Annotated in this window: 26 protein-coding genes; 10 read left to right on the top strand and 16 right to left on the bottom strand. The window is 64.0% G+C overall.

Going from position 1 to position 26,406, the window contains the following annotated elements:
• Positions 1-24 precede the first annotated feature (24 nt).
• The 8 genes from phnA (at position 25) to FJ973_RS09935 (ending at position 9,529) form a co-directional block, all read left to right on the top strand.
• Positions 25-1,281: a phosphonoacetate hydrolase gene (phnA, locus tag FJ973_RS09970; RefSeq protein WP_140555612.1), complete on the top strand. Its 1,257-nt coding sequence runs from the start codon at positions 25-27 to the stop codon at positions 1,279-1,281.
• Positions 1,282-1,520: 239 nt separating this feature from the next.
• Positions 1,521-2,978 carry a phosphonoacetaldehyde dehydrogenase gene (gene phnY / locus FJ973_RS09965; protein WP_140555610.1) on the top strand — a complete coding sequence of 486 codons (1,458 nt, stop codon included), beginning with the start codon at positions 1,521-1,523 and terminating at the stop codon, positions 2,976-2,978.
• 71 nt (positions 2,979-3,049) lie between these two features.
• On the top strand, positions 3,050-4,408 hold the full coding sequence (locus FJ973_RS09960; RefSeq protein ID WP_140555608.1) for an aspartate aminotransferase family protein: 1,359 nt from the start codon (positions 3,050-3,052) through the stop codon (positions 4,406-4,408).
• A gap of 2 nt (positions 4,409-4,410) precedes the next feature.
• Positions 4,411-5,421: an NAD(P)-dependent oxidoreductase gene (locus FJ973_RS09955; protein ID WP_140555606.1), complete on the top strand. Its 1,011-nt coding sequence runs from the start codon at positions 4,411-4,413 to the stop codon at positions 5,419-5,421.
• 257 nt (positions 5,422-5,678) lie between these two features.
• Positions 5,679-6,707 (top strand): 2-aminoethylphosphonate ABC transporter substrate-binding protein, encoded by a 1,029-nt coding sequence (locus FJ973_RS09950; protein WP_140555604.1) that lies wholly within the window; start codon positions 5,679-5,681, stop codon positions 6,705-6,707.
• Positions 6,708-6,766: 59 nt separating this feature from the next.
• Positions 6,767-7,879, top strand: a complete 1,113-nt coding sequence (locus FJ973_RS09945; RefSeq protein WP_224680228.1) for an ATP-binding cassette domain-containing protein — start codon at positions 6,767-6,769, stop codon at positions 7,877-7,879.
• Entirely contained in the window at positions 7,872-8,729 is an 858-nt protein-coding gene (locus FJ973_RS09940) for a 2-aminoethylphosphonate ABC transporter permease subunit (RefSeq protein ID WP_140497597.1), read from the top strand. The genes FJ973_RS09945 and FJ973_RS09940 overlap by 8 nt, the downstream gene beginning before the upstream one ends.
• A gap of 2 nt (positions 8,730-8,731) precedes the next feature.
• A complete protein-coding gene (locus FJ973_RS09935) occupies positions 8,732-9,529 on the top strand; it encodes an ABC transporter permease subunit (protein WP_140555602.1) in 798 nt (265 codons plus the stop codon).
• A 7-nt stretch (positions 9,530-9,536) separates the two neighbouring features.
• Here FJ973_RS09935 and FJ973_RS09930 read toward each other — a convergent pair whose 3' ends face one another.
• The 8 genes from FJ973_RS09930 to FJ973_RS09895 form a co-directional block, all read right to left on the bottom strand.
• The gene (locus FJ973_RS09930) at positions 9,537-9,983 is read right to left on the bottom strand and encodes a MaoC/PaaZ C-terminal domain-containing protein (protein WP_140551264.1); all 447 of its coding nucleotides are present in this window, start codon (positions 9,981-9,983) and stop codon (positions 9,537-9,539) included.
• Positions 9,984-9,991: 8 nt separating this feature from the next.
• Positions 9,992-11,068 carry a Gfo/Idh/MocA family oxidoreductase gene (locus FJ973_RS09925; RefSeq protein WP_140555600.1) on the bottom strand — a complete coding sequence of 359 codons (1,077 nt, stop codon included), beginning with the start codon at positions 11,066-11,068 and terminating at the stop codon, positions 9,992-9,994.
• Positions 11,061-11,390, bottom strand: coding sequence for an L-rhamnose mutarotase (locus tag FJ973_RS09920; protein WP_140555598.1), 330 nt, complete (start codon positions 11,388-11,390; stop codon positions 11,061-11,063). The genes FJ973_RS09925 and FJ973_RS09920 overlap by 8 nt, the downstream gene beginning before the upstream one ends.
• A gap of 10 nt (positions 11,391-11,400) precedes the next feature.
• The gene (locus FJ973_RS09915) at positions 11,401-12,513 is read right to left on the bottom strand and encodes a mandelate racemase/muconate lactonizing enzyme family protein (RefSeq protein ID WP_140555596.1); all 1,113 of its coding nucleotides are present in this window, start codon (positions 12,511-12,513) and stop codon (positions 11,401-11,403) included.
• A gap of 4 nt (positions 12,514-12,517) precedes the next feature.
• Entirely contained in the window at positions 12,518-13,615 is a 1,098-nt protein-coding gene (ugpC, locus tag FJ973_RS09910) for a sn-glycerol-3-phosphate ABC transporter ATP-binding protein UgpC (protein ID WP_140555594.1), read from the bottom strand.
• A 4-nt stretch (positions 13,616-13,619) separates the two neighbouring features.
• Positions 13,620-14,486 (bottom strand): carbohydrate ABC transporter permease, encoded by an 867-nt coding sequence (locus FJ973_RS09905; RefSeq protein ID WP_140497611.1) that lies wholly within the window; start codon positions 14,484-14,486, stop codon positions 13,620-13,622.
• A complete protein-coding gene (locus FJ973_RS09900; protein WP_140555592.1) occupies positions 14,486-15,382 on the bottom strand; it encodes a sugar ABC transporter permease in 897 nt (298 codons plus the stop codon). The genes FJ973_RS09905 and FJ973_RS09900 overlap by 1 nt, the downstream gene beginning before the upstream one ends.
• A 146-nt stretch (positions 15,383-15,528) precedes the next feature.
• Entirely contained in the window at positions 15,529-16,848 is a 1,320-nt protein-coding gene (locus tag FJ973_RS09895; protein ID WP_140555590.1) for a sugar ABC transporter substrate-binding protein, read from the bottom strand.
• A 168-nt stretch (positions 16,849-17,016) separates the two neighbouring features.
• Here FJ973_RS09895 and FJ973_RS09890 point away from each other — a divergent pair, with 168 nt between their 5' ends.
• The gene (locus FJ973_RS09890; protein WP_140497617.1) at positions 17,017-17,802 is read left to right on the top strand and encodes an IclR family transcriptional regulator; all 786 of its coding nucleotides are present in this window, start codon (positions 17,017-17,019) and stop codon (positions 17,800-17,802) included.
• 62 nt (positions 17,803-17,864) lie between these two features.
• Positions 17,865-18,701, top strand: a complete 837-nt coding sequence (locus FJ973_RS09885) for an amidohydrolase (RefSeq protein WP_140555588.1) — start codon at positions 17,865-17,867, stop codon at positions 18,699-18,701.
• A 20-nt stretch (positions 18,702-18,721) separates the two neighbouring features.
• On the opposite strand, the gene FJ973_RS09880 is transcribed toward FJ973_RS09885, so the two are convergent.
• From FJ973_RS09880 to FJ973_RS09845, 8 genes are all read right to left on the bottom strand, one after another.
• Complete coding sequence (locus tag FJ973_RS09880; protein WP_140555586.1) at positions 18,722-19,690, bottom strand: ABC transporter permease; 969 nt, start codon at positions 19,688-19,690, stop codon at positions 18,722-18,724.
• A 1-nt stretch (position 19,691) separates the two neighbouring features.
• Positions 19,692-20,642 (bottom strand): ABC transporter permease, encoded by a 951-nt coding sequence (locus FJ973_RS09875; protein ID WP_140555585.1) that lies wholly within the window; start codon positions 20,640-20,642, stop codon positions 19,692-19,694.
• A complete protein-coding gene (locus FJ973_RS09870) occupies positions 20,639-21,379 on the bottom strand; it encodes an ATP-binding cassette domain-containing protein (RefSeq protein WP_140555583.1) in 741 nt (246 codons plus the stop codon). Before FJ973_RS09870 ends, FJ973_RS09875 begins: the two co-directional genes overlap by 4 nt.
• Complete coding sequence (locus tag FJ973_RS09865) at positions 21,372-22,109, bottom strand: ATP-binding cassette domain-containing protein (RefSeq protein WP_140497628.1); 738 nt, start codon at positions 22,107-22,109, stop codon at positions 21,372-21,374. Before FJ973_RS09865 ends, FJ973_RS09870 begins: the two co-directional genes overlap by 8 nt.
• A gap of 72 nt (positions 22,110-22,181) precedes the next feature.
• A complete protein-coding gene (locus FJ973_RS09860) occupies positions 22,182-23,369 on the bottom strand; it encodes an ABC transporter substrate-binding protein (protein WP_140555581.1) in 1,188 nt (395 codons plus the stop codon).
• Between the two features lie 22 nt (positions 23,370-23,391).
• Positions 23,392-24,537 (bottom strand): extracellular solute-binding protein, encoded by a 1,146-nt coding sequence (locus tag FJ973_RS09855; RefSeq protein ID WP_140555712.1) that lies wholly within the window; start codon positions 24,535-24,537, stop codon positions 23,392-23,394.
• A gap of 32 nt (positions 24,538-24,569) precedes the next feature.
• Entirely contained in the window at positions 24,570-25,730 is a 1,161-nt protein-coding gene (locus FJ973_RS09850; protein WP_140555579.1) for a CaiB/BaiF CoA-transferase family protein, read from the bottom strand.
• Positions 25,731-25,732: 2 nt separating this feature from the next.
• Positions 25,733-26,284 (bottom strand): MaoC family dehydratase, encoded by a 552-nt coding sequence (locus FJ973_RS09845; RefSeq protein WP_140520944.1) that lies wholly within the window; start codon positions 26,282-26,284, stop codon positions 25,733-25,735.
• Between the last annotated feature and the right edge of the window lie 122 nt (positions 26,285-26,406).

Below are 26,406 nucleotides of genomic sequence, written 5' to 3'. Positions count from 1 at the left end.
GCGGCAGAATTTTTGAGGATTTCGATGAACCAGATGTCTCCCATCAACGTCGCGGTCAACGGCCGCACCTACGCCTGGCCACGTGTGCCGGCCATCGCCATCTGCCTCGACGGCTGCGAGCCGGCCTATCTCGACGAAGCCATCAAGGCCGGGCTGATGCCGGCGCTGGTCAGGATCAAGCAGAAAGGCACGGTGCGTTTTGCGCATTCTGTCATTCCGAGCTTCACCAACCCCAACAATCTGTCGATAGCCACAGGCCGCCCGCCCTCGGTGCACGGCATTTGCGGCAACTACCTCTACGAGCGCGAAACCGGCAAGGAAGTGATGATGAACGACCCGCGCTTCCTGCGCGCGCCCACCATCTTCCAGGCCTTCTACGATGCCGGCGCCAAGGTCGCGGTGGTCACCGCCAAGGACAAATTGCGTGCGCTGCTCGGCAAGGGCCTCGCCTTCGACGACGGCCGCGCGCTGTGCTTCTCGGCCGAAAAATCCGACACCACCACCAAGGCCGAGCACGGCATCAACAATGCCTCGAAGCATTTTGGACTGCCGGTACCGGAAGTCTATTCGGCCGAACTGTCGGAATTCGTCTTCGCCGCCGGCGTCCAGCTGCTGAAGGAATTCCGCCCCGACATCATGTATCTGACCACCACCGACTATGTGCAGCACAAATACGCGCCCGGCGTGCCCCAGGCCAACGCCTTCTACGAGATGTTCGACAAGTACCTGGCCGAGCTTGATGCGCTGGGCGCGGCAATCGTGGTGACCGCCGACCATGGCATGAAGCCCAAGCACAAGCAGGATGGTTCGCCTGACGTCGTCTATGTCCAGGACCTGCTCGACGAATGGCTGGGCAAGGATGCCGCGCGCGTCATTCTGCCGATCACAGATCCCTATGTCGTGCATCACGGCGCGCTCGGCTCGTTCGCCACCGCCTACCTTCCTGACGGCGCCGATCAGGCCGACATCATGGCGCGGCTGGCGAAGATCGACGGCATCATGCTGGTTGTCGACAGCCCGACCGCCTGCGAGCGTTTCGAACTGCCGGCCGACCGCATCGGCGACATCGTGCTGATCTCGACGCAGAACAAGACCATCGGCACCTCGGAACACCGCCACGACCTGGCAGCCCTCAACGAGCCGCTGCGCTCGCATGGCGGGCTGACCGAGCAGGAGGTGCCGTTCATCGTCAACCGCGTGCTGCCCGATTTGCCTGATGAGCCCGTGCTGAGGAACTTCGACGCGTTCTACTACGCGACGATGGCGGCCGCGCAGGCTTGATCTCGAGCGTGATTGTCGACCCCCCACTCCGCCGAGCTTCGCTCGGCACCTCTCCCCCGATCGACGGGGGAGAGGAAAGGCGCCAGGGCTAGCGGCGGCTTAGCCCGGAAACGTGGTGGCGCCGACCTCACCTGATTTCCTCTCCCCCGTCGATCGGGGGAGAGGTGGCCCGAAGGGCCGGAGTGGGGGTCGACAATCCGTTGCACCACTTTCTCCTTCGAATTGCTGGAACGGAACCGATGACCAAGCTCGATACTTCGATCAAAGTCCGCCACGAACCGATGCGCATAGCTGGTCGCAAGGTCGACGCCGACGGCGTCGTTCCTGTCCACTACCCCTATACCAATGCCGTTATCGGCACCGTGCCCGCCGGCCGCGCCGAGCATGCCCGCCAGGCCTTCGAGATCGCCGCCGGCTACAGGTCGAAGCTGACGCGCTACGAGCGCCAGCAGATCCTGTTCCGCACGGCGGAAAAACTGGCGTCGCGCCGGGAAGAAATATCTGATCTCATTACGCTCGAGCTCGGCATCTCCAAGACGGATTCGCTCTATGAGGTCGGCCGCGCCTATGACGTGTTCACATTGTCGGCGCAGATGTGCATCCAGGATGACGGCCAGATCTTCTCCTGCGATCTCACCCCGCACGGCAAGGCGCGCAAGATCTTCACCACGCGCGAGCCGCTGAAGGCGATCTCGGCGATCACCCCGTTCAACCATCCGCTCAACATGGTCTCGCACAAGGTGGCGCCGGCGATCGCCACCAACAATTGCGTGGTGGTCAAGCCGACCGAACTGACGCCGATGACGGCGCTGCTTTTGGCCGACATCCTCTACGAAGCCGGCCTGCCGCCGGAAATGCTCTCGGTGGTGACCGGCTGGCCGGCCGACATTGGCAACGAGATGATCACCAACGACAATATCGACCTGATCACCTTTACCGGCGGCGTGCCGGTCGGCAAGATGATCGCCCGCACCGCCGGCTACAAGCGCCAGGTGCTGGAGCTCGGCGGCAACGATCCGCTGATCGTCCTCAACGATCTCTCGGACGACGATCTGGCCAGGGCCGCGGATCTCGCCGTCGCCGGCGCCACGAAGAACTCCGGCCAGCGCTGCACGGCGGTCAAGCGCATCCTTGTCCAGGAAAGCGTCGCCGACCGCTTCGTGCCGCTGGTGCTGGAGCGGGCCAGGAAGATCCGCTTCGGCGACCCCATGGACCGCACGACAGATCTTGGCACCGTCGTGCACGAGAAGGCGGCGGCACTCTTCGAAGCCCGGGTCCACATGGCCGCCGGGCAGGGCGCCGAAATCCTCTACAATCCGGGCCGGCAAGGCGCGCTGCTGCCGCCGATCGTCGTCGATCGCGTGCCGCACACATCCGAACTGGTGATGGAAGAGACCTTCGGCCCGATCATCCCGATCGTGCGCGCACCGGACGATGACGAGGCGCTGATCAGGCTCTCCAACTCGACCGCCTTCGGCCTGTCGTCGGGCGTCTGCACCAACTCGTTTCCGCGCATGCAGAAATACATCACCGGCCTTGAGGTCGGCACCGTCAACATCTGGGAAGTGCCGGGCTACCGCATCGAGATGTCGCCGTTCGGCGGCATCAAGGACAGTGGCAATGGCTACAAGGAAGGCGTCATCGAGGCAATGAAGAGCTATACCAATGTGAAGACGTTTTCGCTGCCCTGGTCCTGACCGGACGACTCGGCTGACAGAATAACCGAGGGAGCGTTCCACGCTCCCTCATTCGCGTTTCGGAGATGGTTATGGCCGCGATCAAAGAGCTTGTGCATACCGAGGGCGATTCCAACACCACGGCGGCCCGCAGCCGCTGGGATTCCGGCCAGGACGATCCACGCATCCGCGGGCTGCTTGACCGCGACGCTTCGGCCTTCATGCACCAGAGCCTGTCCAGCCCTTGTCTTTCGACGATCGCTAAGGCCGAAGGCATCTGGATCGAGGACACCGCCGGCCGCCGTTTCATGGATTTCCACGGCAACAGCGTGCACCATCTCGGCTATGGCCATCCGAAGCTGGTCGCCGCGATCAAGAAACAGCTCGACGATCTCTGTTTTGCGCCGCGCCGCTTCACCTGCGAACCCGCTGTCGAACTGGCCGAGAAATTGGCCGAGTTGGCGCCCGGCGATCTCGGCAAGGTGCTGTTCACGACAGGCGGTTCCGACGCCATCGAGGTGGCGCTGAAGATCGCGCGCGCCGCGACCGGCCGCTTCAAGACGGTTTCGTTCTGGGATGCCTTTCATGGCGCTGGCTTCGGTGCCGCAAGCGTCGGCGGCGAAGCGACCTTCCGTTCCCATATCGCCGGCCCGATGATGACCGGCACCGAACATGTCGCGCCCTGGGACGGCTACCGCTGTCCTTACGGCCACGGCACCCTGGAAGCCTCCGGGCTCGCCTGCGCCAACATGATCGCCTATGTGCTCGGTCGCGAACAGGATGTGGCCGCGGTCGTCGCCGAGCCGATGCGGGCAACGCCCAACCCGCCGCCGCCCGGTTTCTGGAATCGGGTGCGCGAGGCCTGCGACCGGCACGGCACGCTGCTGATCTTCGACGAGATCCCGACCGGCCTTGGCAAGACCGGAAAATTCTTCGCCCATGAGCATGACGGCGTGACGCCGGACATCGTCGTTCTCGGCAAGTCGCTCGGCGGCGGCATCCTGCCGATCGCCGCTGTCATCGCCCGCCGCGATCTCGACGTCACCGGCGGTTTTGCCATCGGTCACTACACCCACGAGAAGAACCCGGTGACGACGCGCGCGGCGCTGACGACGATCGATATCATCCTGGAAGAAGGACTGGTCGAGCGTGCGGCCGAGCTTGGCCGGCATATGCTGGGACGCATGCAGGATCTGATGGGGCGTTCGCCCCATGTCGGCGATGTCAGGGGCAGGGGACTGATGGTCGGCGTCGAACTTGTCGAGGACCGTACCTCGCGCCAGCCCGCGCGCGATCTTGCCGAACGCGTCTTCTATGCCTGCCTCGAACGGGGGCTGAGCTTCAAGGTCAGCCACGGCAACGTGCTGACGCTGTCGCCGCCGCTGGTGATTTCGAAAGCCGATCTCGACCGTGCGCTCGATATCGTCGAACGCGCCGTGCTGGCGGCCTGACCGTGAAGGCCGTCCGCACCGACCGCGAGCTCGAATGCCCAGGCATCGATGCCGGCTTGCGGGCAAGGGGTGTCGAGCTGGTGACGCTGCCGGACGGCATTTCCGAGGCGGAGCTCAAAGCCGCGGTCGCCGACGCCGATCTGCTCTTGATGTGCTACACGCCAGTCACTGCGGAGGTGATCGACGCGGCGCCCAGGTTGAAGGGCATCGTCAAATATGGCGTCGGTATCGACGCCATCGATATCCCCGCTGCCATGCGGCGCGGTATCCCCGTCGTCAACGTGCCCGAATATGCCGAGGAAACCGTCGCCGAAGGTGCTTTCGCCATGATGGTCGCCCTGGCCAAGCGGCTGCCCGCCATCACCGCGGCGGTATCGCGCGATGGCTGGATCTGGCCCGAGCCGCGCTGGCTGGGCCGCGACATTTCAGGCGCCACGCTCGGGATCGTCGGTTGTGGCAAAATCGGCCGCAGCATGGCGCGCATGGCCGGCCAGGGATTTCATGCGCGGCTTCTTGGCTTCGATCCCGGTGTCGACGCCGAAACGATGCGCGCCGCCGGCATCGAAAAAGCCGACGACCTCCAGGCAATGCTTCGCGCCTGCGACTTCGTCTCAATCCATTGCGTGCTGAACGACAGCACGCGCGGCCTGATCGGCAAGGCTGAACTCGCCTGTCTCAAGCCCTCCGCCATCATCGTCAACGTCTCGCGCGGCGCGCTCATCGACGAGGCGGCCCTTGTCGAGGCGATCGTTTCCGAGCGCATCGGCGGCGCCGGGCTCGACGTCTATTCGGTCGAGCCGCTGGCCAAATCGGGCCATCCGATGGGCGCGCTTTTCGGCCGCGACGACGTCATCCTGTTCCCGCACCTCACCTTCTTTACGCATCAGGCGATGCGCCGGCTCGAGGACGACACGCTCGCGCGCTGCTTTGAGATTCTCGACGGCCGGCCGGTGACCGTGCGCTCGTCCGACCCGCGGTTGCGGGCGCAGACTTCTGGCGTTTCATTCGTCTGATCACCACCTGCTCGAACGCTTCGACGGCCTGCCCTGAGCAGGTCGAAACATGTTCACGACATGACTGCGACGGTTCCATGACAACTATCAGACGAAGTTTGCCTGTCATAAAATAAATAGATTTTACTTATCGATCTCCAATCCCCAGAGTTGCACTTAACGACGACGCTGCCGGCACCCATCGAAGCAGAAGCAGCCGGCGCGGTCGCCACAGTGCATCGCAGAATGTGCCATCAATCAAAAAAGGGGAACTGGACATGAAATCACGCAACGCAACCATGGTCGCGGCTTTCGCCGCGTTGCTGGCGTCGGCTGCCCTCGTCGGACCGGCGATGGCAGATGGCGTCGTCACCATCTACTCCGCCGATGGCCTGCATGACGGCAACGGCAGCTGGTTCGAAACCGAGTTCGCCGCCTTCACCAAGGCCACCGGCATCAAGGTGCAGTATATCGAGGCTGGTTCGGGCGGTGTCGTCGAGCGTGTCGCCAAGGAGAAGTCGAACCCGCAAGCGGACGTGCTGGTGACATTGCCGCCCTTCGTGCAGCGCGCCGCCGCCGGCGGCCTGCTGCAGGATTACAAGCCCGAAGGGGCGGACCAGATCGACGGCGGCACCGACAAATACCGGCCGCTGGTCAACAACTACATGAACTTCATCTACAACAGCGCCGTGCTTTCGGAAGCGCCGAAGAGCTACGACGACCTGCTGGACCCGAAATTCAAGGGCAAGATCCAATACTCGACGCCCGGCCAGGCCGGCGACGGCACCGCTGTCATGCTGCAGATCATCCATGCCTTCGGCGGCGAGGATGCAGGTTTCGAGTTCATGAAGAAATTGCAGGACAACAATGTCGGCCCCTCCGCTTCGACCGGCAAGCTGACGGCGCTGGTCAACAAGGGCGAGCTGCATGTCGCCAACGGCGATTTGCAGATGAACATGTCGCAAATGGCCGACAATCCCAATATCAAGGTGTTCTGGCCGGCGGGGCCTGACGGCGTGCGCTCCACCTTTGCGCTGCCCTATGAGATCGGCCTGGTAACCGGCGCGCCCAATGCCGACAACGGCAAGAAGCTGATCGACTTCCTGCTCTCAAAGGAAGCTCAGTCGAAGGTCAGTTCCGTGGCTCTTGGCCTGCCGGCCCGCAAGGATGTGACGCCGAACGACGCCAATTTCGCGAAGGCGCAAGAGGCGATGAAGGGCCTGACCATCTGGTCGCCGAACTGGGATGACGCTCTGGCCAAGCTGCCTGACTACGTCAAGCGGTGGAACGAAGCGACCGGAAGTTGATCCCTGCCAATCCGGAGGACCATGCCATGTCGGCCGCCGCTTTTACTGGGACCAGTGTCATGGACATCGACGCCGCGAAGGTTCGCGGCGCCGGCTCCAACGTCCATTTCGACAAGGTTGTTGTCGCCTATGGCGCTCACGTCGTCTTGCATCCGCTGACCCTGGATATTGCTCCCGGCGAGATCCTGGCGATGATCGGCCCGTCCGGCTCCGGCAAGACCACCGCCTTGCGGGCGGTGGCCGGCTTCGTGCGGCCGAGAAGCGGACGAATCCGCATTGGCGCGACGGATGTGACCGATCTGCCGCCTTATGAGCGCGGGCTCGGCATGGTGGTCCAGAACTACGCGCTGTTTCCGCATATGCGGGTCGAGGACAACGTCGCCTTCGGCCTCAGGGCTCAGGGCGCCGACAAGGCGCTGATCGCCGAGCGGGTCAAGGATGCGCTCGGTACCGTCGGCATGGCTGCCTATGCAGGACGTTATCCGCGCGAGCTTTCCGGCGGCCAGCAGCAGCGTGTCGCGATTGCGCGCGCTCTTGCCGTGCGGCCCCGCGTGCTGCTGCTTGACGAGCCGCTTTCGGCGCTGGACGCACAGATCCGCCGCAATATGGTCGAGGAGATCGCCAGGCTGCACCGCAGCCTGCCGGGCCTGACGATCCTCTATGTCACTCACGACCAGACAGAGGCGCTCACCCTCGCCGACAAGATCGCCATCATGCGCGACGGCTCGGTCTGTTCGCATGGACCGACGACCGAGCTCTACCGCCGTCCGCCCAACCGCTTCACCGCCGAGTTCCTCGGCCGCGCCAATCTACTGCCGGTCACCATTGCCGAGGCTGCCGGCTCCAAGGGTTTTGCCGCGGCAAGGCATGGCGACGCGGTGCTGATGGGCACCGGCCGTGACGAGAAGGTCGGCGACAAGAGCCTGCTTTGTATCAGGCCCCAGCACCTCAGCCTGACGGCCGATGGCGACCATACCAACCGCATTGTCGGCACGCTCCTGGAGGTGCACTGGCAAGGCGAACTCACCCATCTCGTGCTCGATGTCGACGGCACGACGGTGCGCGTCTCGGCGACGAGACTGCCGATGGCCCTGCCGGAACCCGGCGCCAAGGTGCCGCTGTTCTTCGCGCCCACCGACACCTCGCTCGTTCCGGAAGACGCCGGTGTCTGAGGCTGTCGCTATCGCCTCGCCAGCGGTCAGGAGAGAGCCTGGCAGATTCTGGATCGTGCCGCCGGCCGCACTCTTGGCCCTGCTGTTCTTCTATCCGCTGGCGCTCATCGCCCGGCAGGCCTTCCTGGACGACAGCGGCGTTGCCAATGTCGCCGAAGTGATCCGCGTCCTGCATTCGCGCTTCTTCCTCAACGCGCTGATCAACACGGTGACGATTTCGGTTACCGCGACTGCCGGGTGCCTGATCGTCGGTCTCGTGCTGGCACTGATCCTGGCCTTCGTTCCGTTCCCCGGCAGCGGCTTCATCGCCAGGCTGATCGACACCTTCATCGCATTGCCGACCTTCCTGGTGACGCTCGCCTTCACCTTCCTCTACGGCTCCGCAGGCATGCTCAACGCAGGGCTGATGGAGACCTTTTCACTGCCGTCGCCGCCCGTCGATTTTCTCTATTCGAGCTGGGGCGTGGTGCTGGCCGAGGTCACTGTCTACACGCCGTTCATCCTGCGGCCGCTGCTTGCCGCCTTCTCGCTGGTGGACCGCGGCCAGATCGAAGCGGCAAGCGTGCTCGGCGCGCGGTCGTTCCGCATCGTGCGCCAAATCATCCTGCCGGCCGCCATCCCGGCGCTCATTGCCGGCGGGAGCCTCTGCCTGCTGCTCACCGTCAACGAGTTCGGCATCGTGCTGTTCATCGGCGCCAAGGGGGTCATCACGCTGCCGCTGCTGATCTATGGCAAGGCGATCCAGGAATCGGCCTATCAGGTCGCCTGCATCATCGCCCTGATCAACATCGCGCTGTCGCTCGGCCTGTTCGGGCTCTATCGTTTCGCAGCCGGCCGGCTGGGGGTCTAGCCATGCTGGTCTGGTCCCGCTCCGGTCGCCTCGTTCTGTGGCTCCTCTTCGCGCTGATCTTCGGTGTGCTGTTCCTGGCGCCGCTTGCGGTCATTCTCCTGTCCAGCCTTACCGGCCAGTGGAACGGGGTGCTGCCGAGCAGCCTGACGACGGAACACTACAGCGACGTCTTGCATGGCGCGGCCGGCGATGCGGTCAAGGCGAGCCTTCTCACCGGTTTTGCAGCCAGCGCGCTGGCGCTGGTCAGCGGCACCTGGGCGGCGCTGTCGCTGCGGGTCCAGGGGCATGCGCTGCGGCGCCTGCTCGGCCTGTTGTTCTTCATCCCCAGCGCCGTGCCTTCGGTCTCCGTCGGCCTTGGCCTGCTGGTCGCCTTCAGCCATCCGCCGCTGCTGCTCAACGGTACGATCGCGATCGTCATGATCGCCCATTTCGTGCTGATCTCAGCCTTCACCTTCGGCAATGTGTCGGCCGGACTGGCGCGACTCTCGCCCGATTTCGAGCAGGTGGCATCGAGCCTCGGCGCGCGGCCGGCCTACCGCCTCTGGCACGTCACCTTGCCTCTGCTCGCACCCTATCTGGTCGCGGCGTTCGGGCTCAGCTTCGCACTGTCGATGGGTGAACTCGGCGCCACCGTGATGGTCTATCCGCCGGGTTGGGTGACGCTGCCGGTGTCGATCTTCAGCCTCACCGACCGAGGCGACATCTTTGCGGGAGCAGCGCTCACCATGATCCTGGTGGTGGCGACCCTGGCGCTGCTGCTCGGTCTGGAGCGCATCACCGCCCGCGCCACGGGATCGTAGCGCTGCCTCAGCCGGGTTTGCGTTCGACGATGTAGATGTGATCCGCGGCCAACACCACTTCGTCGCGCTGGTTGATCACCTCGCAGCGTTCGATCACCCGGCCCGCGGCCGGCCGCTTCGGATCGTCCTCCTTGGCCGCGATGGTGGTGCGCGTGCGGATCGTGTCGCCGATGAACACCGGCTTGATGAAACGCAGCCGATCATAGCCATAGGAGAAGGCAACGGGATTGACGACGCTTGCCGTCAGTCCGATGCCGACCGAGAACACCAGCGTGCCGTGCGCGATGCGCTGACCGAACGGCGTCGTCTTCATGAACTCGGCGTCCATGTGGTGTGGGAAGAAATCGCCGGTGTGTCCGGCATGGACGATGAAGTCGGTCTCGGTAATGGTGCGGCCGCTGGTCAGCCGCGAGGAGCCGATCTCGTAGTCTTCGAAATAAATTATCTGTTCCATGTCCTGCCTTACGGCTTTTCGGCCAGTGGCGTCGCCGGCGCTGCGCTCGATTTATAGGCGGCTTCCACCAGCGCCATCGTGCTCCAGGCGTCCTCGACCGAGCTGACCAGCTCGTCGTCTTCCCCGCAAGCAAAGCGCTGGACATTGGCCATGCGCCCGACAAAGGCATCGGGGAACCATTCGCCGGCGAGTGGCACGGCAATCCAATCCGTCCCGCCTTTCGGGTATATTTCCAGGACATCCGGTTCGCCGCGGGGATAGTCAAGATTGAGGCCGAGTTTGAGATAGGCCGCGCCCTCGGTGCCGCAAATGCGGAATTCGCAGGCCTGGTGCCGGCGCCCGAACTTGTGATCATGATTGATCGACAGCGCGCAGCGCACGGTGTCGCCATAGTCGAGGATGGCGCTGGTGCGCGTCTGCGCCACCGTATGGTTGGGGTGGCCGAGCGTCTTGGCGTGCACCCCTTTGGGGTCGCCCAGCAATTGTCTGACGAGGTCCAGATAGTGGATCGAATGCATCGCGATCTCGACACGCGGCGCCTTGAGCAGGAATTCCCACAACTCCCAAGGTGTCGCCAGCGCCAGCCAGGCGTCGAAGTCGACGACCTCGCCGAGCCATCCCTTGGCGATGGCATCCTTGAGCGCCAGCATCATCGGCGCGAAACGCAATTGGAAATTCACCGCGGCCTTGAGCTTCCTGGCGCGGCAGATCTCGAGGATTTCGGTTGCCTCGCCGAGATAGTTGCCCATCGGCTTCTGGATCAGCGCGACCGCCTCCTCGGGAAGCGCCTTCAGGATCTCGGCATGCCGACTGGGCGGTGTCGCCAGATCGAAGATCGCATCGTTGATTCCGGCGGCTTCTTCCACGGAGCGGAATGCGGTGACACCCCATTTCTCGGCCAGGGTCCGCGCCTTGGCCTGGTCCGGATCATAGAGGCCGGCAATCGGAAACTCGGCCTTCCGGTAGGCGGGAAAATGGGCGTCGCCGACAATCGAACCTGCGCCGAAGGTGACGATCGGCCGGGGCTTTGTAGGCTTGGGCCAGGACTGGATGAGTGAGGCAGGGTCGAAACCGCCTTCAGTCATGATGGAAGACCTCGTCCATCGAAGCCCACCATTCGCCCTCCTTGCGGGTCGCCAGCGGCTCCTGGCAAGGCATGCAGAGGGCCCACCATTCCTGCGTCTTCGGGTCTGCCGCCATCTTGGCCATGTCGGCGGCATAGTCGGTGCCATGGTATTCGAAATAGGCAAACAGCAGGTTCTCCGGCCGCTTCAGGTAGATCGAATAGTTCTCGATGTTGCAGGCCGAGATCGTGGTCAGCACGTCGGGCCAGACGGCGGCATGGAGGCGCACATATTCCTCGACCTTTTCCGGCTTCAGTCCCAGAACCATTCCCATCCGCTGCATGTTCGTTCCCCTATTTCGTGATCGCCGTGGTGAATTCGGCGATGCTCATGGCCTTGACCGCGTCCCAGTCCCAATCGATGCCGATGCCGGGCTCGTCGGGTGCCAGCGCGTGCCCATCCTCGATGCGCATGCGCTTGCCGGTCAACTGGTCAAGCTGCGGAATGTACTCGAGATACCGGCCGTTCTGAACAGCGCAGGTGAGGCTGACATGCAATTCCATCAGGAAATGCGGGCAGACCGGGATGTCGAAGGCCTCCGCCGCATGCGCCACCTTTAGCCAGGGCGTGATGCCGCCAATGCGGCCGACATCGACTTGCACGATCGAACAGGCGCCTTTCTGCATGTATTCGCGGAAATGCCTGATGGAATAGAGCGACTCGCCGATGGCGATCGGCGTCGGCGTCGAGTTCGACAGCCTCACGTGCCCATCGATGTCGTCGGCCGGCAGCGGCTCCTCGATCCAGGCGAGATCGAGTTCACTGAGCCTCGCTGCGCGGCGGATCGCTTCGTCGACGGAGAATCCCTGATTGGCGTCGGTCATGATCTCGTAGCCGTCGCCCACCGCCTTGCGCACCGCCGCCAGCCGCGCCAGATCTTCCGATCCGTGCGGTTTGCCGATCTTCACCTTCGAGCCGCGAAATCCCTTGGCCTTCGCGGCCAGCGCGTCATCGACCAGCGCCTGCGTCTCGATGTGCAGCCAGCCGCCCTCCGTCGTGTAGAGCGGGCAGCGGTCCTTGGCGCCGCCCGCCAGCTTCCACAGAGGCAGGCCCTGCTTCTTCGCCCGCAGGTCCCAAAGCGCGGTGTCGATCGCCGCGATCGCGATGGCCGTGATCGCGCCGATCGTGGTGGCGTGTGTGGCGAATTCGAGATCGTGCCAGATCGCCTCGATCATGTCGGGGTCGCGGCCGATCAGGCGCGGCGCCAGATGGTCGGACAAGAGCCGCATCACGGACGAGCCGCCGGTGCCGATCGTGTAGCTGTAGCCGGTGCCGACGGCGCCGTCGGAATCGGTGATCGTGACGATAGGCGTTTCCTGGCTGACGAAACTCTGGATCGCGTCCGTGCGCTTGACCTTCGGCACAAGGTCCACCATCCGCAGTTCTATCTTTTCGATCGTGGCCATGTCGTCAGCTCCGCAATGACTTTCCCGTGTCGGCGGCAAACAGGTGCGCCTGCGACAGGTCGAGGCTCATGGCCACCCGCTCGCCCGATCTCAAAGCTCTTGGGTTCAGCATGCGCGACACCCAGTCTGCGCCATTGAATTCGACGAACACCAGCGTCTCGTTGCCGAGTGGTTCGGTGACCGTGATCGGCAATTCGATCTGGTGGACGTCTGCGGCACCACCGGAACTGATACCATGGCCGGTCGGGTAGATGTCGTCGGGCCGCAACCCGAACACCACCTTGTTACCCCTGGCGACATTGGCTTTGAATTGGCTAGGCAATGGCAACTTTTCGCCGCTGGCGAAAACCAGCTGGCCGTCATCGATCGTCGCCTCGTGCAGGTTCATCGGCGGCGAGCCGATGAAGCCCGCGACGAACCGCGTCGCCGGCCGTCGGAACACCTCGTCTGGGGTGCCGACCTGTTCGATATGGCCGTCGCGCATGATGACGATGCGGTCGGCAAGCGTCATCGCCTCGACCTGATCATGGGTGACATAGATCACCGTCGACCGCACCTTGGCGTGCAGCTTCTTGATTTCGGTCCGCATCTGCGTGCGCAGTTTGGCGTCGAGATTTGAAAGCGGCTCGTCGAACAGGAACACGTCGGGATCGCGTACGATGGCGCGGCCCATGGCGACGCGCTGGCGCTGGCCGCCGGAAAGTTGCGACGGGCGACGGTCGAGCAGCGTGTCGAGGCCGAGGATGGCCGAGGCTTCGGCGACGCGGCGCTCCATATCCTCCTTGGCGGCCCCGGCAATCTTCAGGGAGAAGCCGAGGTTCTCGCGCACCGTCATGTGGGGATAAAGCGCGTAGGACTGGAACACCATCGAGATGTTGCGCGAACGCGGCGGCAAATCGTTGACGACGCGGCCGCCGATCTCGATCGAGCCGGCGCTGATCTCTTCCAGCCCTGCGATCATCCTGAGCGTCGTCGACTTGCCGCAGCCGGAGGGGCCGACCAGCGCGATGAATTCGCGGTCCGCGATGTCGAGGTCGATGCCGTGCACGATCCCGACATTGCCGTAGCGCTTGGTCAGCTTTTGGAGGGAAACCGTTGCCATGGGATCAGCCTTTCACCGCGCCGGAGGTCAAGCCGCCGACAAGGTGTTTCTGGACGATGTAGGTGAGGGTGAGCGCCGGGATGATCATCACCACGGCGAGCGCGCACATGCCGCGCCAGTCGATGGTGAATTCGGCCGTGTAGTCGAGCAGGCCGACCGGCAGGGTCTTGGCGCTGACCGAGCGGGTAAGCTGCGAGGCCAGCGCGAACTCGTTCCAGCAGGTCAGGAAAGCAAAGATCGCGGCGGAGGCGATGCCGGGCCCGGCAAGCGGGAACTCGACCTGCCAGAAGGCCTGCCAGCGGGTGCAGCCGTCGATCTGGGCGGCTTCCGCGAGGTCCTTCGGCACCTGGCGGAAGAAGCCGTCGATCAGCCAAATGGTGAACGGCACGTTGAGCGCGACATAGGCCAGGATCAGTCCGAAATGCGTGTCGATGATGCCGAGCCTGACATAAAGGAAGAACAGCGGCAGCGAGAGCGCGATACCCGGCACCGTGCGCGTCAGCATCAGGCCGAGGAAGACGCCCGACTTGCCGCGGAAACGGTAGCGCGCGAAGGCATAGCCGCCGGCCATGCCGATGGCCACCGCGATCATCGTCGAGGTCACCGAGATGATCAGCGAGTTGCGGAAATATTCTATGACCGGGATGCCGCCCTTGCCGATCCCTGAGAACATCGCGACATAGGCGTCGAACGAGATCTGCTGCGGGATCCACACCGGCGGCTTGGCCATGATCTCCACAGTCGGCCGCAGCGACGAAAGCACGATCCACAGGCCGGGCAGGCAGATGGTCAGCATCGCCAGGAACAGGCCGATGCGATAGGCGATGCCCAGCAGCCGGCGCTTGAGGCGGGCGGAAGAATTCTCGTCCATCACCACTCCGCACCGATCTGCGTGCGCGCCGCGGCGAGCTTGTTGAAGAAGTAGACGGTGAAGGCGATCGACAACAGGATCGAGAAATAGGCCATGGCGTTGGCCATGCCCATGCGCCCGTCGCTGTAGGCGGTGCGCGCCACCAGCGTCCACAAAAGCTCGGTGCGGCCCGCCGGCCCGCCATCGGTCATGATCTTGACGATGTCATAGGCGCGCGCCACGTCGAGCGAACGGATGGTCATGGCGATGTAGGCGAAAGGCATGACGAACGGCCAGGTCACATAGCGGAACGTCTGCCACGGCGTGCAGCCGTCGACCCGCGCCGCCTCGATCGGCTCCTTGGGCATAGCGAGCAGGCCGGCAAGGATCAGGATGGCGAAGATCGCCGTCGACGACCAGATCTCGGCGATCGAGATGGCGATGAAGGCGAGATGGCCTTCGATCAGCCACGGAATGGCATCCCTGGTGATGCCGAGCGATTGCAGGGCGTTGTTCACCAGGCCGATATTGTCGTTGAACATGAACTTGAACTGGAAGCCGACGAGGATCGGCGAGAACATCATCGGAAACATCATCAGCGTGCGCAGGATGCGCTGGCCGCGCGTCGCCTTTTCGACCAGCATGGCGAGGCCGAGGCCCAGCAGCATTTCGAGATTGAGCGCGATGGTCAGCAACAGAACCGTGCGGCCGAACGCCCACCAGAAATCGGCGTTCGCCAGGATCGAGAGATAATTGCGGAAGCCGACAAGGACGAAGAATGTTTCGGGCTTGGTCAGGCGGAAAGGCGTGAAGCTGGAATAGAGCGACAAAAGCAACGGCACCACGACGACCGCCGCCAGCACGATGATCGCCGGAAGCAGCAGCAGGAATGGCGCGGATGGCTTGAAGCCCTTCATTGGGACCCTGTGAGTTGCATTCGATTGCCGCCTGTCGAGCCGGGCGGGGCAGGCATCGTCATCGTGGGAACACCCGAGGCAGTGCGCGCCTTAAGACGCGAGCGCCTCCCCCATTCCTGATGGGGGAGGCGGCCTTGGGAGCGGTTCTACAGCTTGCCGGCGTCTTCGAGAATTTGCGTCGCCTTGGCGGCGGCTTCGTCGAGCGCCTGCTTGGACGTCTTGTCGCCGAGGATCGCCGCCTGCAATTCGGGATAGACGGAGTTCGAGATCTCGATCCATTCAGGCGTCTGCGGCACCGCGAAAGCGTGCTTGGCTTCTTCCTGGAAGGCGGAGAGAACCTCCTTCTTGTAAGGATCGTTTTCGGCCTGCTTCAGGTCCCAGTCCCAGACCGCGGTGCGGGTCGGCAGCGGGCCCGCAGCGGCTTCCAGCTTCTGGCTGTCCTCATTGGTGAGCCACCACACCAGCGATGCCGCGGCCTCCTTGTTCGGGCAGTTCTCGGTCACCGAGAAGCCATGGAAACCGGACCAGCCGGTGCGCTTGCCGGACGAGCCTTTCGGCGCGACCTTGACGCCGACATTGCCGGCGACCTTCGACGACTTCGGATCGTTGAAGAAGCCGGCCCAGCCCGGCCAGTCCAAGTTGATGGCGACGGTGCCGGAGGCAAAACCCTGGCCGAGATCGTCCCAGAGATAGTTGGTGGTTCCGGCCGGCACGGCCTTGGCCTTGTAGAGGTTGACGAACCAGTCGAGCGCACGCACGCCGGCTTCGGAGTTGAAGACCGGCTTGCCGTCCTTGTCGAGATACTCGCCGCCCTCGGCCACCACCATCTCGTAGAAGCGGCCGTTGATCGCCTCTTCCTTGCCGGCGAACTGCGTGCCGTAGAAGTTGGGCGGGTTGGCGAAGAACTCGGCCTGGTCGGTGACTTCCTTCCAGGTGTCCGGCGGCACCAGATCATAGCCGTATTTCGCCTTGAACTTGGCCTTGTTGTCGGCGTTCTCGTAGAGGCTCTTCTGGTAGTAGAGGGCAGAGACGTCGAACTGCGCGCGCGGCAGCATCTCCAGCTTGCCATCGATGGTCGCCGCCTTGATCGTCGATGGCACGAAGGCATCGATCTCTTCCTTGGGCAGCAATTTGCTGAGGTCGGTATAAAGGCCGGTATACTGCGGCGCGAAGGAGGAATGATTCCAGCCGACGCACCAGTTGGTGCTGCCCGAGGCGATGTCGGACTTCAACTCCTTGTCGATGTCGAAGCCGTTCTTCTTGGTCAGGATGTTGACCTTGGCGCCGGTCGCCTTCTCCCATTCGGGGATGCGCTCGTAGAGCTTTTCGTATTGCTGGCCGCCGATCAGCTTCACGTCGACGGTAACGCCTTCGAACTTGCCGGGCAGGTCGCCGGCAAGGGCCGCGCCTGCGCCTGACGCAAGCAACAATGCGCCGGCGCACACGCCGGAAAGCAGTCTGTTCATTGGTATCCTCCCTGGGTGCGCCTTGGCGGCGACCGCAACTCGTCTGATGACAAGAAGTGCTACATTCATATACAAACAAAACATTCATGGATACGTCAAGGCGAAATTTGTTTCCGCCGGCAGCATTCCTGCGTATATGAAGAATCGATTTCACTGGAGGGAAAGCCCATGGATGATAGCGAAGACGAGCGGTATCGCGCGCCTGCGCTCGACAAGGGGCTCGACATCCTGGAACTGCTGGCCGGCGTCGACGGCGGCCTGACGCAGGCGGAAATCGCCAAGAAGCTCGACCGCAGCCCCAACGAGTTCTACCGCATGCTGGACCGGCTGGTGCGACGCGGTTATGTCACGCGGCTCGACGGTGACCGCTATTCACTGACGCTCAAGCTGTTCGGTCTGGCGCAACTGCACGCGCCGGTGCGGCGGCTGGTTTCCTATGCGACGCCGTTGATGCGGGAGTTGGCGGAGACGTCGCAGCAGGCCAACCAACTCGTTGTTTTTGATCGCGGTTCCGCCGTGGTCATCGGCCAGCAGGAGGCGCCGAACTACTGGGGCATCTCGATCCGGGTCGGCGCCCACATCAGCCTGTTCGACACCGGTTCGGGACATGTGCTGCTCGCTTTCCGTTCGCAGGAGGAGCGCCAGATGATGATCTCCGAACATGTCCGCAGCACCGACAATACGGCGCAGCCGCCCGAGTTCTTTGCCCGTCTCGACCAGATCAGGGAACGGGGATATGAGATGATGGCCTCGATGCAGACTGCCGGCGTCTACAATCTGTCGGCACCGGTGCGCGGCTCCGACGGCAAGGCCATCGCGGCGCTTTCGATTCCTTACATTACCGTCGTCAACGCACCGTCCGCGCCGGACATGACCCGCACCATCGAACTGCTGCTGGCCACATGTGAGAAGCTGTCGCGTCTGGCCGGGTCGGCCGTCGGTTCATCGGCGTAATTCTTATTTGAATGAAGAATTCCTCCGTGAGATGATGTGAAAGATACGGGAGGAGCCCTGCCATGATCATCGACACCCACCTGCACCTCATCGACCGCTCGGCCTTGCGCTACCCGTGGCTTGCCGGCGTGCCCGCTCTCAACCGCGACTTCTCCTATGAGGAGTACGGCGTGGAAGCTCAACGTGTCGGCGTCGAGCGTGTGCTGCATATGGAGGTCGATGTCGACCCCGCCGATATCGAGGCCGAGACCGAACGTGTCGAAGGCCTGTCGAGACAGGCCGGCAGCATGCTGGCCGGGGCGATCGCCGCCTGCCGTCCGGAAGAGGCCAATTTTGCGGCCTATCTCGAGCGCCAGCGAGCAAAGCCGTTCGTCAAGGGTTTTCGCCGCGTCCTCCACGTCATGCCCGATGAACTCTCGGAAGGCGCGCTATTCCGGGACAGCATCCGGCGGCTCGGCGGCACCGGGCTCACCTTCGATCTCGTCGTGCTACCGCATCAGATTCCCAAGGCGATCGCGCTCGCCGATCTGGCGCCCGACGTCCAGTTCGTGCTCGACCATTGCGGCGTCCCCGACATCAAGGGCAATGGCGAGCATCCGTGGCGCGAACACATGAGCGAAATCGCGCGGCGTCCCAACGTCGTGGCCAAGATTTCCGGCGTCGTCGCCTATGCGGATCCCGGCAGTTGGACGGTCGAGACGCTGCGGCCCTATGTCGAACACACGATCAGTTCGTTCGGATGGGATCGTGTTGTCTGGGGCAGCGATTGGCCGGTCTGCACGCTGGGTGGCGGTCTCTCGACCTGGGTGGCGGCGACCCATGCGCTGCTTGCCGGTTGCAGTGTTGCGGAACGCGACAGGCTGCTCTCGGTGAACGCCCGCAAGCTCTGGCGGCTTTAACCGGCTCTGCTTGGGGCTCTTCAGATCGTCGCCGAAACGTGCCGTTCGCGGCCGTAGAGCGACACCAACAGCACGATGATGAAGCCGAGTGCTGCCTGCACCGCCGAGGGCTGGAAACCGAGCCCGATCAGCAGTGTGTTGATCTCGGTCAGCACCAGCACGCCGGCGATCGTGCCGAGGTAGCTGCCGCGGCCGCCGACCAGCGCGGCGCCGCCGACGACCACGGCCGCGATGGTCTGGAACAGGTAGGGCTGCCCGACGTCGCCATAGGCTGAGCCGGTGAAGCCGAGCAGCAGAACGCCCGCCACCGCGGCGAAGAAGGCGCTTGCCGCATAGGTGATCATCCACATACGGACGGGATCGATCAGCGCCAGAGGCGCGGCACCCGGATTGCTGCCGAGTGCGTAAAGCCGGCGTCCATAGGGCGTCCGCTCCAGCACCAGGACGACGAGCGCCGCCAGCACGACGAGACAGGGCACCAGCCATGGAACCGGCAGCGGTCCGGCCGATCCGCCGATAGACACGAAGCTCGAAACCGCCTGCGGTGCGGAGCCTGAAGGAAAGCCCGCGGTCCACAAAAGCACCAGCCCTTGCACGACCATGCCGATGCCGAGCGTGACGATAAGCGGCTGGATGTCGAGGCTGCGCGCGATCAGCCCGTTCAGGCCACCGATAAGGATCGCCAGCACGCCGACGAGGCCGCAGACGAGGACAAAATTCCAGCCATCGCCGTAGAGTTGCGCGGCCACGACATTGGCAAAGCCGATGACGAAGGGGATCGACAGGTCGATGCCGCCCATGATGACGACCAGCGTCTGCCCGATCGAGGCGACGGCGAGCAGCGAGGCAAGCACCAGCATGGCGCGCACCGCAAACGGGCTGGAGTAGCCCGGAATGAGGATGGTGCCGGCAAGATGCAGAAGGGCAGCGACGCAGAAGGCGCCGACGACACGGGCATTGGTTGTCGCGAATAGATTTCGGCCAGCCACGTCAGCGCCTCCCGATGGCAAAGCGTTCCTGCAGCGCGGTCAGCATCACCGCCAGCACCAGTATGGCGCCGTAGGCGATCTGCAGCACGAAGGTCGAGACGTTGAACGTCGTCAGCACGCTCTGCAGCAGGAAGATGTCGACGGCGCCGATCGCCGCACCGGCGACGCCACCCCGGCCGCCGGCAAGACTGACGCCGCCAAGAGCGACAGCCGCAATGGCGATCAGCGTGTAGGTCGGGCCGATATTGGGATCGGCCGAACCGATCAGCGCAGTCAGCATCAGCCCGGCGCAGCCGCCCAGGATGCCGGTCATGATGTAGGCGATGAAGCGCACGAGCGTGACGTCGACGCCGGCGGTGTAGGCGGCGCGATCGTCGCTGCCGACCGCCATCAGCTGGTCGTAATAGGGGCTGCGCCGCACCAGCCACCAGAAAAGGAACATCGAGGCCAGCGGCAGAAGCGAGAACGGGCCTGCCAGGGATTTCAGCCAGGCCGGCGCCGGGCCGATCGGCGCCGGCAGGATGGTCAGCGTCACCCCCGTCAGGATCAGATAGGTGCCGAGCGTGGCCACGATCGGCTGGATGCGCACGATGGTCGCCAGGAAACCGTTCGCCGCCCCGACCAGCGCACCGATGAGCAGCGCCGCCGGAACAAGCGCCAGCGGCGAGGATATTCCGGCGCGCAGGAAAAGCACCTGGATCACGATGGCGTTGACGAAGCCCATCAGCGGCCCGACCGAAATATCGATGCCGCCGCGCCCGGCGAGGATCACCGGCGTCGAGGCGATGGCCGCACCGATCAGCGGCGCCGCCAGACCAACCAGCGCACCCCAGGAGCCCGGCTGGAACCGTGCCGGGCTCAGCATCAGATTGATCGCCAGCAGGACGATCAGCAGCACGACGGCGAAGCCGACGCTTCGCCCGAGGGACAGGATGCGTGCAAAGGGTCTCATGCTGCGCGTCCGAACATGGCTGCGATCACGTTCCCGGTGGTCATCGCCTGGCCGGCGATTTCCGCCGCGACTTCATTTTCGCGGAACACCAGCACGCGATGGCAGAGAAGAAGGATCTCCTCGATCTCGCTGGACAGGATGACGAGCCCCATGCCGTCGGAAGCCAGCCCGCGAAAGACGTCGTAGAGAACATGCCGGGTCGCCACGTCGACGCCGCGCGTCGGGTCGTTGAGAAGCAACATTGCGGGGTCCAGCGCCAGGGCCCGCGCCAACAGCACCTTCTGCTGGTTGCCGCCGGACAGGGTGGTGATCGGCGCGTCGGGCCGAGGCGCTGATATCGACAGCCGTTCGCGATAGGCCTCGTAGCGCGCCTTGCGCGCCGCCGGGCTGATCAGGCCGAGGCGGGTATCGCGAGACAGCGTCGAGACGGCGAAATTGTCGAGCACCGACTGCGTCGGGAAAATGCCTTTGGCACGCCCGCGCGGAAGATAGGCGATGCCGCTCGATACGGCCTTGCGGAAGCCGGTGATGGCGCGGGATGCGCCGGGCAGATCAAGGATGACCGAACCGCCAAGCGGCGCGACAAGGCCGGCGAGCATCTCGAGGAAAAGCTCCTGGCCATGGCCATCCAGGCCGGCGAGCCCAACGATCTCGCCGGCGGCGATCGCCTGCATGATCGGGCTTGCGCCCGGCGCGATGACGAGGTCGCGGATAGTGAGGGCGGCGCGATCAGCCATGCGCCAGCTCCGCGGCGGTGCGTGGCGCCATCGCCTTGAGAAGCTCCGCCGGCGTCGAAGCGCCGCGCTCCTCGGTGCGCACCACGCTGCCGCCGCGCAGGATCGAGATGCGATCCGAAAGCGACGTCACCTCATCCATGCGGTGGGTGATGAACAGGATCAGGCAGCCTTCGCCGGCAAGCGTGCGCATCAGCGAAAAAACGGACTCGCGGTCGGCGAAGTCGAGTGCTGCGGTCACTTCGTCGAGGATCAGGATCTTTGGATCGCGCACGACCGCACGAGCAAGAACGACGAGTTGCTGTGCTGCGAGCGGCAACTGCCCGGCGGGCATGTCGAGCGGAACGTTGGTGACGGCGAAACGTTTGAGGGCGGCGGCTGCCCTGTCGCGCCGCTCGTTGCGGGGAACCGCGCGCCGGACCAGGCCGTCGAGGCCAAGCAGGATATTGTCGGTCACGCTGCGGTCCGGCGCGATCAGCACTTCCTGGAAGACCGTGGCGAAGCCTTGCGCCTGGAAAGCCGAGGGGGTTCCGCCCGAAAACGGCCTGCCTTGCAGCAGGACCGTGCCGCTGTCGGGCTGAACGATGCCGGACAGCAGCTTGACCATGGTGCTCTTGCCCGAACCATTCTCGCCCAGGATGGTGTGGATGGTTCCTGCCCGGAACGCGATCGAGGCGTCCGCAAGCGCGACCGTCTCGCCATAGCGTTTGGATATGTTTCTGATTTCAAGCATGTCGCGTTTCGAAGCTGGCAAGCCGGCCCTCCGAAAGGAGCCGGCTTGTCGAGGTCTTATCTGGCCCAGGCGTCACTTCGCGCAGGCGTCTGGCACCTTCGAATAGTCCCATCCCTTGGTCGGCGCCGGGTTGGAGAAATAGGCGTCGAGCCATTCTTCCGGCATCGGATCCTTGGGCGGCACCGGGAAGATCGATACGGCATCCGTCGTCATGCAGTCCTTGTACCAGGCGCCGAGATCGGCATTGTGGACCGGCGGAATCGGAATGAGCAGCGTGTTCAGCTTCGGCTTCTGGCCGTCGAGCATGCGTTCGCCGACGCGAAACAGCGTTTCGGCGGTCCAGTGCGGCAGCACGGCATGGCCCTCGAAGCGGTACTTGTCGGGATTGGCCTTCCAGTAGCCCAGGGCATCGCCGGTGATCGAACCGGTGATCAGCGGCGCCGGCCGGCCGGCTTCGGCGAACGCCTCCGCGACGACGCGGCTTTCGCTGCCTGTCGTCCACACCGCATCGATCGGCGCCGGGTTGGTGGCGATCGCCTGCAGCACCACCGTCTTGGTGACATTGGCCGTCCAATTGCCGTTGACCGTGCGCGAGATCTTCAGCTTGGGGTTTTCCGCCAGCGCCTTGTCGGCGCCCTGGCGCTCCTGAACCACGATCGGGTGGCCGGCGATGCCCTCGACCAGCAGGATGCTGGCGCCATCAGGCTTGGCCTTGCCGATCGCCGTCATCATGTCGTAGCCCCAGCGCGCATAGTTGGAATCGACATTGATCGCGTTCGGGCTGGTCACCGAACCGGCGGCGGTGATGAACGGGATGCCTGCCTTGGCGGCCGCATCGATGGCGTCATCGAGCGCTGTTGCCGAGCCCGGGATCGAGGTGATGATCGAGCACTTCTTGTCGATGAAGGCGCGGATCTGGTTGATCTGCTGGCTGGCGTCGTTGTTGGAATCCGACACTTCGAAGCTGGAGACGGTGCCGTCGGCGATCAGCCCGTCGACCAGGCGCTTCAGCTCCTTGGTGACGGTGACCCGCCAGGGGTTGCCCTGGTAGGATTCCGAATGGCACCATTTCCATGGCTTGGACGGCGGGTTGAAATTGTCCCAGGCCGATGGCAGCACCGTCTGCGGCGCGCCGTCATATTGCGCCTTGAGTTCATCGAGCAGCCCGCTGATGACGCCTTGTACGTCTTCGGCAAAAGCTGTCGTTGCGAGTGAGGCGAAGGCGGTTGCGGCCACAAGGCCGCGGATCAGGCTTTTCATTTGTCTCCTCCGTTCAATTTTTTCAGGCTCCTCCACCGGCAGTGCCGGTCGCCTGCGCCGGGGCGCTCTGCCGAAACAGGCGATTGAGATCGGCAATAACCTGGCTGGAACGATGCCCTGAGGTCATGCCGGAATTGACGCGGTCGGACGCGGCCTGCTGGAACGCCATGTAACCATCATGGCGAGGCCGCACCCATGCGCCCTCCAGGGTCGCGCGCGTATCGCGATAGAAATTGCCGGTCGCCGCATTGACGGCCTGATCCTCCCAGGCCGCGGCATGGCCGGGCTGTCCGCCGGCCGCGGCATAGGGGCCACGCTGGACCTCGCCGCTGGCGAGCCAGTAGGCGAAATCGGTTGCCGCCTCTTTCGCCTTCGAGAAGGCCGACACCGCTATGCCTGTGCCGCCAAGCGCCGTGCCAATCGGGCCGCTGGATCCGACAACAGGGATGTCGCCAAATGCCAGGCGATGTGGGCGAAACCCGGCCATCGCGTAGGAAACATAGCCGTAGATCAGCGGTGCGCAGACGATCGGGGATCCGGCCTGCGCCATCCGCTCCGAAACGGCGATCGGATCCATCTCGAAGCAGGCCGGGTCGACCAGCGCGGCAATCTCGCGCATTGTCTCGAAGACTTCGCTGCCGGCCTCGCCGTCGATGAGATCGTTGGATGGGTCGGTCGCGCAAGCATGCCCGAGATTGCCTGCGAGCGTGAAGAACACCATCATCGAATGCGGTGGCCGCAACGGCAGCAGCACGCGTGCCTGCCGGGCAAGATCGAGCACTTCGCTCCATCGCGATGGCGGTGCGCCAAGCCCATCGGGCCGCCATGCCTGCACCTGCGTCGCGGCATCGATGGGAAACGCCCACTGCCGTCCTTGCCATGTGTAACTCGGATAGGACTGGCCGACGCTGCCGGAGGAAAGTGCCGCGCGTTCCGCCTCGCGGCCGGCGACATCGAGCGGCTCCAGGCAGCGTTCGGCGGTGATCTGGCCGACATGCGGATGGTCGATGACGATCAGATCATAGGCGCGCGCCAGTTCCTCGACCGGGAAGGACTCGAAATCCTGCAGCGAACGCTTGTCCCATTCGACGGCAATGCCGGTTTTCTGCTTCCACAGCGACGAGCAGGCGACCATCGGATCATAGCCGCGCGGATGGTTCCAGGTCATGCCCCTGAGCGTGGGCTTGAGGAAGCGCCTGGTCACAGGCCGAACTCCTCGCGGATCGCGGCGCTATGCTCGCCGATACGCGGTGCTGCCCGATCGACCTTGGCCCTGATGCCGTCGACCCTAAGCGGCGAACTGGTGGTAAGGATCGAGACATCGTCCTCGCGCGTCACCGTCTGCAGCATGTCGAGCGACTGGAAGCCCCCGCTTGCCAGCATTTCCGGCCAGGTCAGCACCTTGGCGCACCAGATGTCGGCGGGTTCGAGAACATCAAGCCACTCGTCGACCGTCCTGGTCGCGATCCGCTGCGCGACGATCGCCTTGATGTCGTCGCGCGCGGTGAACCAGGATGCCGGCTTGTCGCGGTAGGGCGCCAGTTCCTCCAGCGACAGCAGGTCGGCGAGTTTCGGGATCGGTGTCATGGCGATGGCGAGGTAACCATCCTTGGCGGGATAGACGCCGTAAGGTGCCGACAGATAGGCATGCGCGCTGCGGAAGCTGGAGCGGCGCGGCAAACGCCGGCCGTCATTGAGATGCGTGGTCAGTACCTCGAACTGGAAGTCGACCAGCGCTTCCAGCAGGCTGGTTTCGATATGGCTGCCCTGGCCGGTGATGCCGCGCCGCACAAGGGCGGCCAGTATGCCTTGCGCGCATGCCGCGCCCGCCAGCATGTCGCCGATAGCAAGCCCGAACGGCACCGGCCCCTGGTCCTCGTCGCCGTTCAGCCACATCACCCCGGAGCGCGCCTGCGCCAGGAGGTCCTGGCCGGGCCGCTTGACCCATGGGCCTTCCTCGCCATAGCCGCTGATCGAGGCATAGACCAGGCGCGGGTTGATCTTGCGGACCGCCTCGTAGTCGAGGCCGAGCCGTTCGATGACACCCGGCCTGAAATTCTGGATCAGCACGTCGGCCTTGGCCAGCAGGCCGCGCAGCGCCTTGAGATCCGCCTCGTCCTTCAGGTCGATGGCGAGGCTTTCCTTGGCCCGGTTGATGGCATGGAAGATGGTGGAATCACCGCCGATCTCGGTGTCGCTGAGATAGAGCCGGCGCGACAGGTCGCCGCCGTCCGGACGCTCGATCTTGATGACGCGGGCGCCGAGATCCAGCAGCCTGAGCGAGCAGTAGGGCCCGGACAGGAACTGGCTCATGTCGACGACGACGAGACCGGCAAGCGGCAATTCGGCTGCTGCCGGCATTTCTACTTCTCCGTCTTGCCGAGGAAATCGGCAGGGTTGCGGTACTTCACAGTCTGCAGATGCTCGCAATAGAGGACGAGTTCGCCTTCGCCCTTGAACACCTCGTAGCTGGCGCGGATCAGCCCCATGTCCTTGTAGCGCGGCGTCTTGTCGAGGTTGGACCGGATCGAATAGATCGTATCGCCGATGAAGACGGGCTTTATGAAGCGGAGCTTGTCGTAACCATAGGAAAACGCGTTGACGCAGTTGGTTGCGACGAGCCCCAAGCCAGCCGAGAAGACGAAGGCGCCCGCCACCAGCCGCTTGCCGAAAATGCCCTCTGTCTCGGCAAACATCTGGTCCTGCACGTAAGGATGGATGTCGAGCACCAGCGTGTTGAACAGGTGGCTGTCCCCTTCGGCCATGGTGCGGCGCAACGAGCGGATCTTCTGGCCGACCGGCCAGTCCTCGTAGAACCAGTTCTCGGCGTTCCAAACCGGCAAGGCGGCATGTTCCGCGGGCATGTTGGCCGGATGCGTCGAGGCGACGCCGACGGTCGGTGCGAAGTCGTTCATCGCTGGCTCCGCTGGCACTGCGCAAGGCACGGCACAAGTTTCGGAACACGCGTCAAGGCGCCAGATTGCACGACGTCTCCTCCCGTCAGTCTTCTTTTGTAAATACTATTTTCACATATGGG

It is taken from the genome of Mesorhizobium sp. B2-1-3, from assembly GCF_006442495.1.
Classification (GTDB): Bacteria; Pseudomonadota; Alphaproteobacteria; order Rhizobiales; family Rhizobiaceae; genus Mesorhizobium.
The sequence above is the reverse complement of the archived record's forward strand: the minus strand, read 5'-3'. Positions and strand labels throughout refer to the sequence as shown.

Excerpts from the sequence above, each read along its gene's own strand:
- FJ973_RS09945 (WP_224680228.1), top strand. The coding sequence starts at position 6,767 with ATGGACATCGACGCCGCGAAGGTTCGCGGCGCCGGCTCCAACGTCCAT.
- phnA (WP_140555612.1), top strand. The coding sequence starts at position 25 with ATGAACCAGATGTCTCCCATCAACGTCGCGGTCAACGGCCGCACCTAC.
- FJ973_RS09930 (WP_140551264.1), bottom strand. The coding sequence starts at position 9,983 with ATGGAACAGATAATTTATTTCGAAGACTACGAGATCGGCTCCTCGCGG.
- FJ973_RS09855 (WP_140555712.1), bottom strand. The coding sequence starts at position 24,537 with ATGACCTGGAACCATCCGCGCGGCTATGATCCGATGGTCGCCTGCTCG.
- FJ973_RS09915 (WP_140555596.1), bottom strand. The coding sequence starts at position 12,513 with ATGGCCACGATCGAAAAGATAGAACTGCGGATGGTGGACCTTGTGCCG.
- FJ973_RS09905 (WP_140497611.1), bottom strand. The coding sequence starts at position 14,486 with ATGGACGAGAATTCTTCCGCCCGCCTCAAGCGCCGGCTGCTGGGCATC.
- ugpC (WP_140555594.1), bottom strand. The coding sequence starts at position 13,615 with ATGGCAACGGTTTCCCTCCAAAAGCTGACCAAGCGCTACGGCAATGTC.
- FJ973_RS09960 (WP_140555608.1), top strand. The coding sequence starts at position 3,050 with ATGGCCGCGATCAAAGAGCTTGTGCATACCGAGGGCGATTCCAACACC.
- FJ973_RS09895 (WP_140555590.1), bottom strand. The coding sequence starts at position 16,848 with ATGAACAGACTGCTTTCCGGCGTGTGCGCCGGCGCATTGTTGCTTGCG.
- FJ973_RS09870 (WP_140555583.1), bottom strand. The coding sequence starts at position 21,379 with ATGGCTGATCGCGCCGCCCTCACTATCCGCGACCTCGTCATCGCGCCG.
- phnY (WP_140555610.1), top strand. The coding sequence starts at position 1,521 with ATGACCAAGCTCGATACTTCGATCAAAGTCCGCCACGAACCGATGCGC.
- FJ973_RS09875 (WP_140555585.1), bottom strand. The coding sequence starts at position 20,642 with ATGAGACCCTTTGCACGCATCCTGTCCCTCGGGCGAAGCGTCGGCTTC.
- FJ973_RS09950 (WP_140555604.1), top strand. The coding sequence starts at position 5,679 with ATGAAATCACGCAACGCAACCATGGTCGCGGCTTTCGCCGCGTTGCTG.
- FJ973_RS09900 (WP_140555592.1), bottom strand. The coding sequence starts at position 15,382 with ATGAAGGGCTTCAAGCCATCCGCGCCATTCCTGCTGCTGCTTCCGGCG.
- FJ973_RS09850 (WP_140555579.1), bottom strand. The coding sequence starts at position 25,730 with ATGCCGGCAGCAGCCGAATTGCCGCTTGCCGGTCTCGTCGTCGTCGAC.
- FJ973_RS09935 (WP_140555602.1), top strand. The coding sequence starts at position 8,732 with ATGCTGGTCTGGTCCCGCTCCGGTCGCCTCGTTCTGTGGCTCCTCTTC.
- FJ973_RS09865 (WP_140497628.1), bottom strand. The coding sequence starts at position 22,109 with ATGCTTGAAATCAGAAACATATCCAAACGCTATGGCGAGACGGTCGCG.
- FJ973_RS09920 (WP_140555598.1), bottom strand. The coding sequence starts at position 11,390 with ATGCAGCGGATGGGAATGGTTCTGGGACTGAAGCCGGAAAAGGTCGAG.
- FJ973_RS09885 (WP_140555588.1), top strand. The coding sequence starts at position 17,865 with ATGATCATCGACACCCACCTGCACCTCATCGACCGCTCGGCCTTGCGC.
- FJ973_RS09925 (WP_140555600.1), bottom strand. The coding sequence starts at position 11,068 with ATGACTGAAGGCGGTTTCGACCCTGCCTCACTCATCCAGTCCTGGCCC.
- FJ973_RS09890 (WP_140497617.1), top strand. The coding sequence starts at position 17,017 with ATGGATGATAGCGAAGACGAGCGGTATCGCGCGCCTGCGCTCGACAAG.
- FJ973_RS09845 (WP_140520944.1), bottom strand. The coding sequence starts at position 26,284 with ATGAACGACTTCGCACCGACCGTCGGCGTCGCCTCGACGCATCCGGCC.
- FJ973_RS09860 (WP_140555581.1), bottom strand. The coding sequence starts at position 23,369 with ATGAAAAGCCTGATCCGCGGCCTTGTGGCCGCAACCGCCTTCGCCTCA.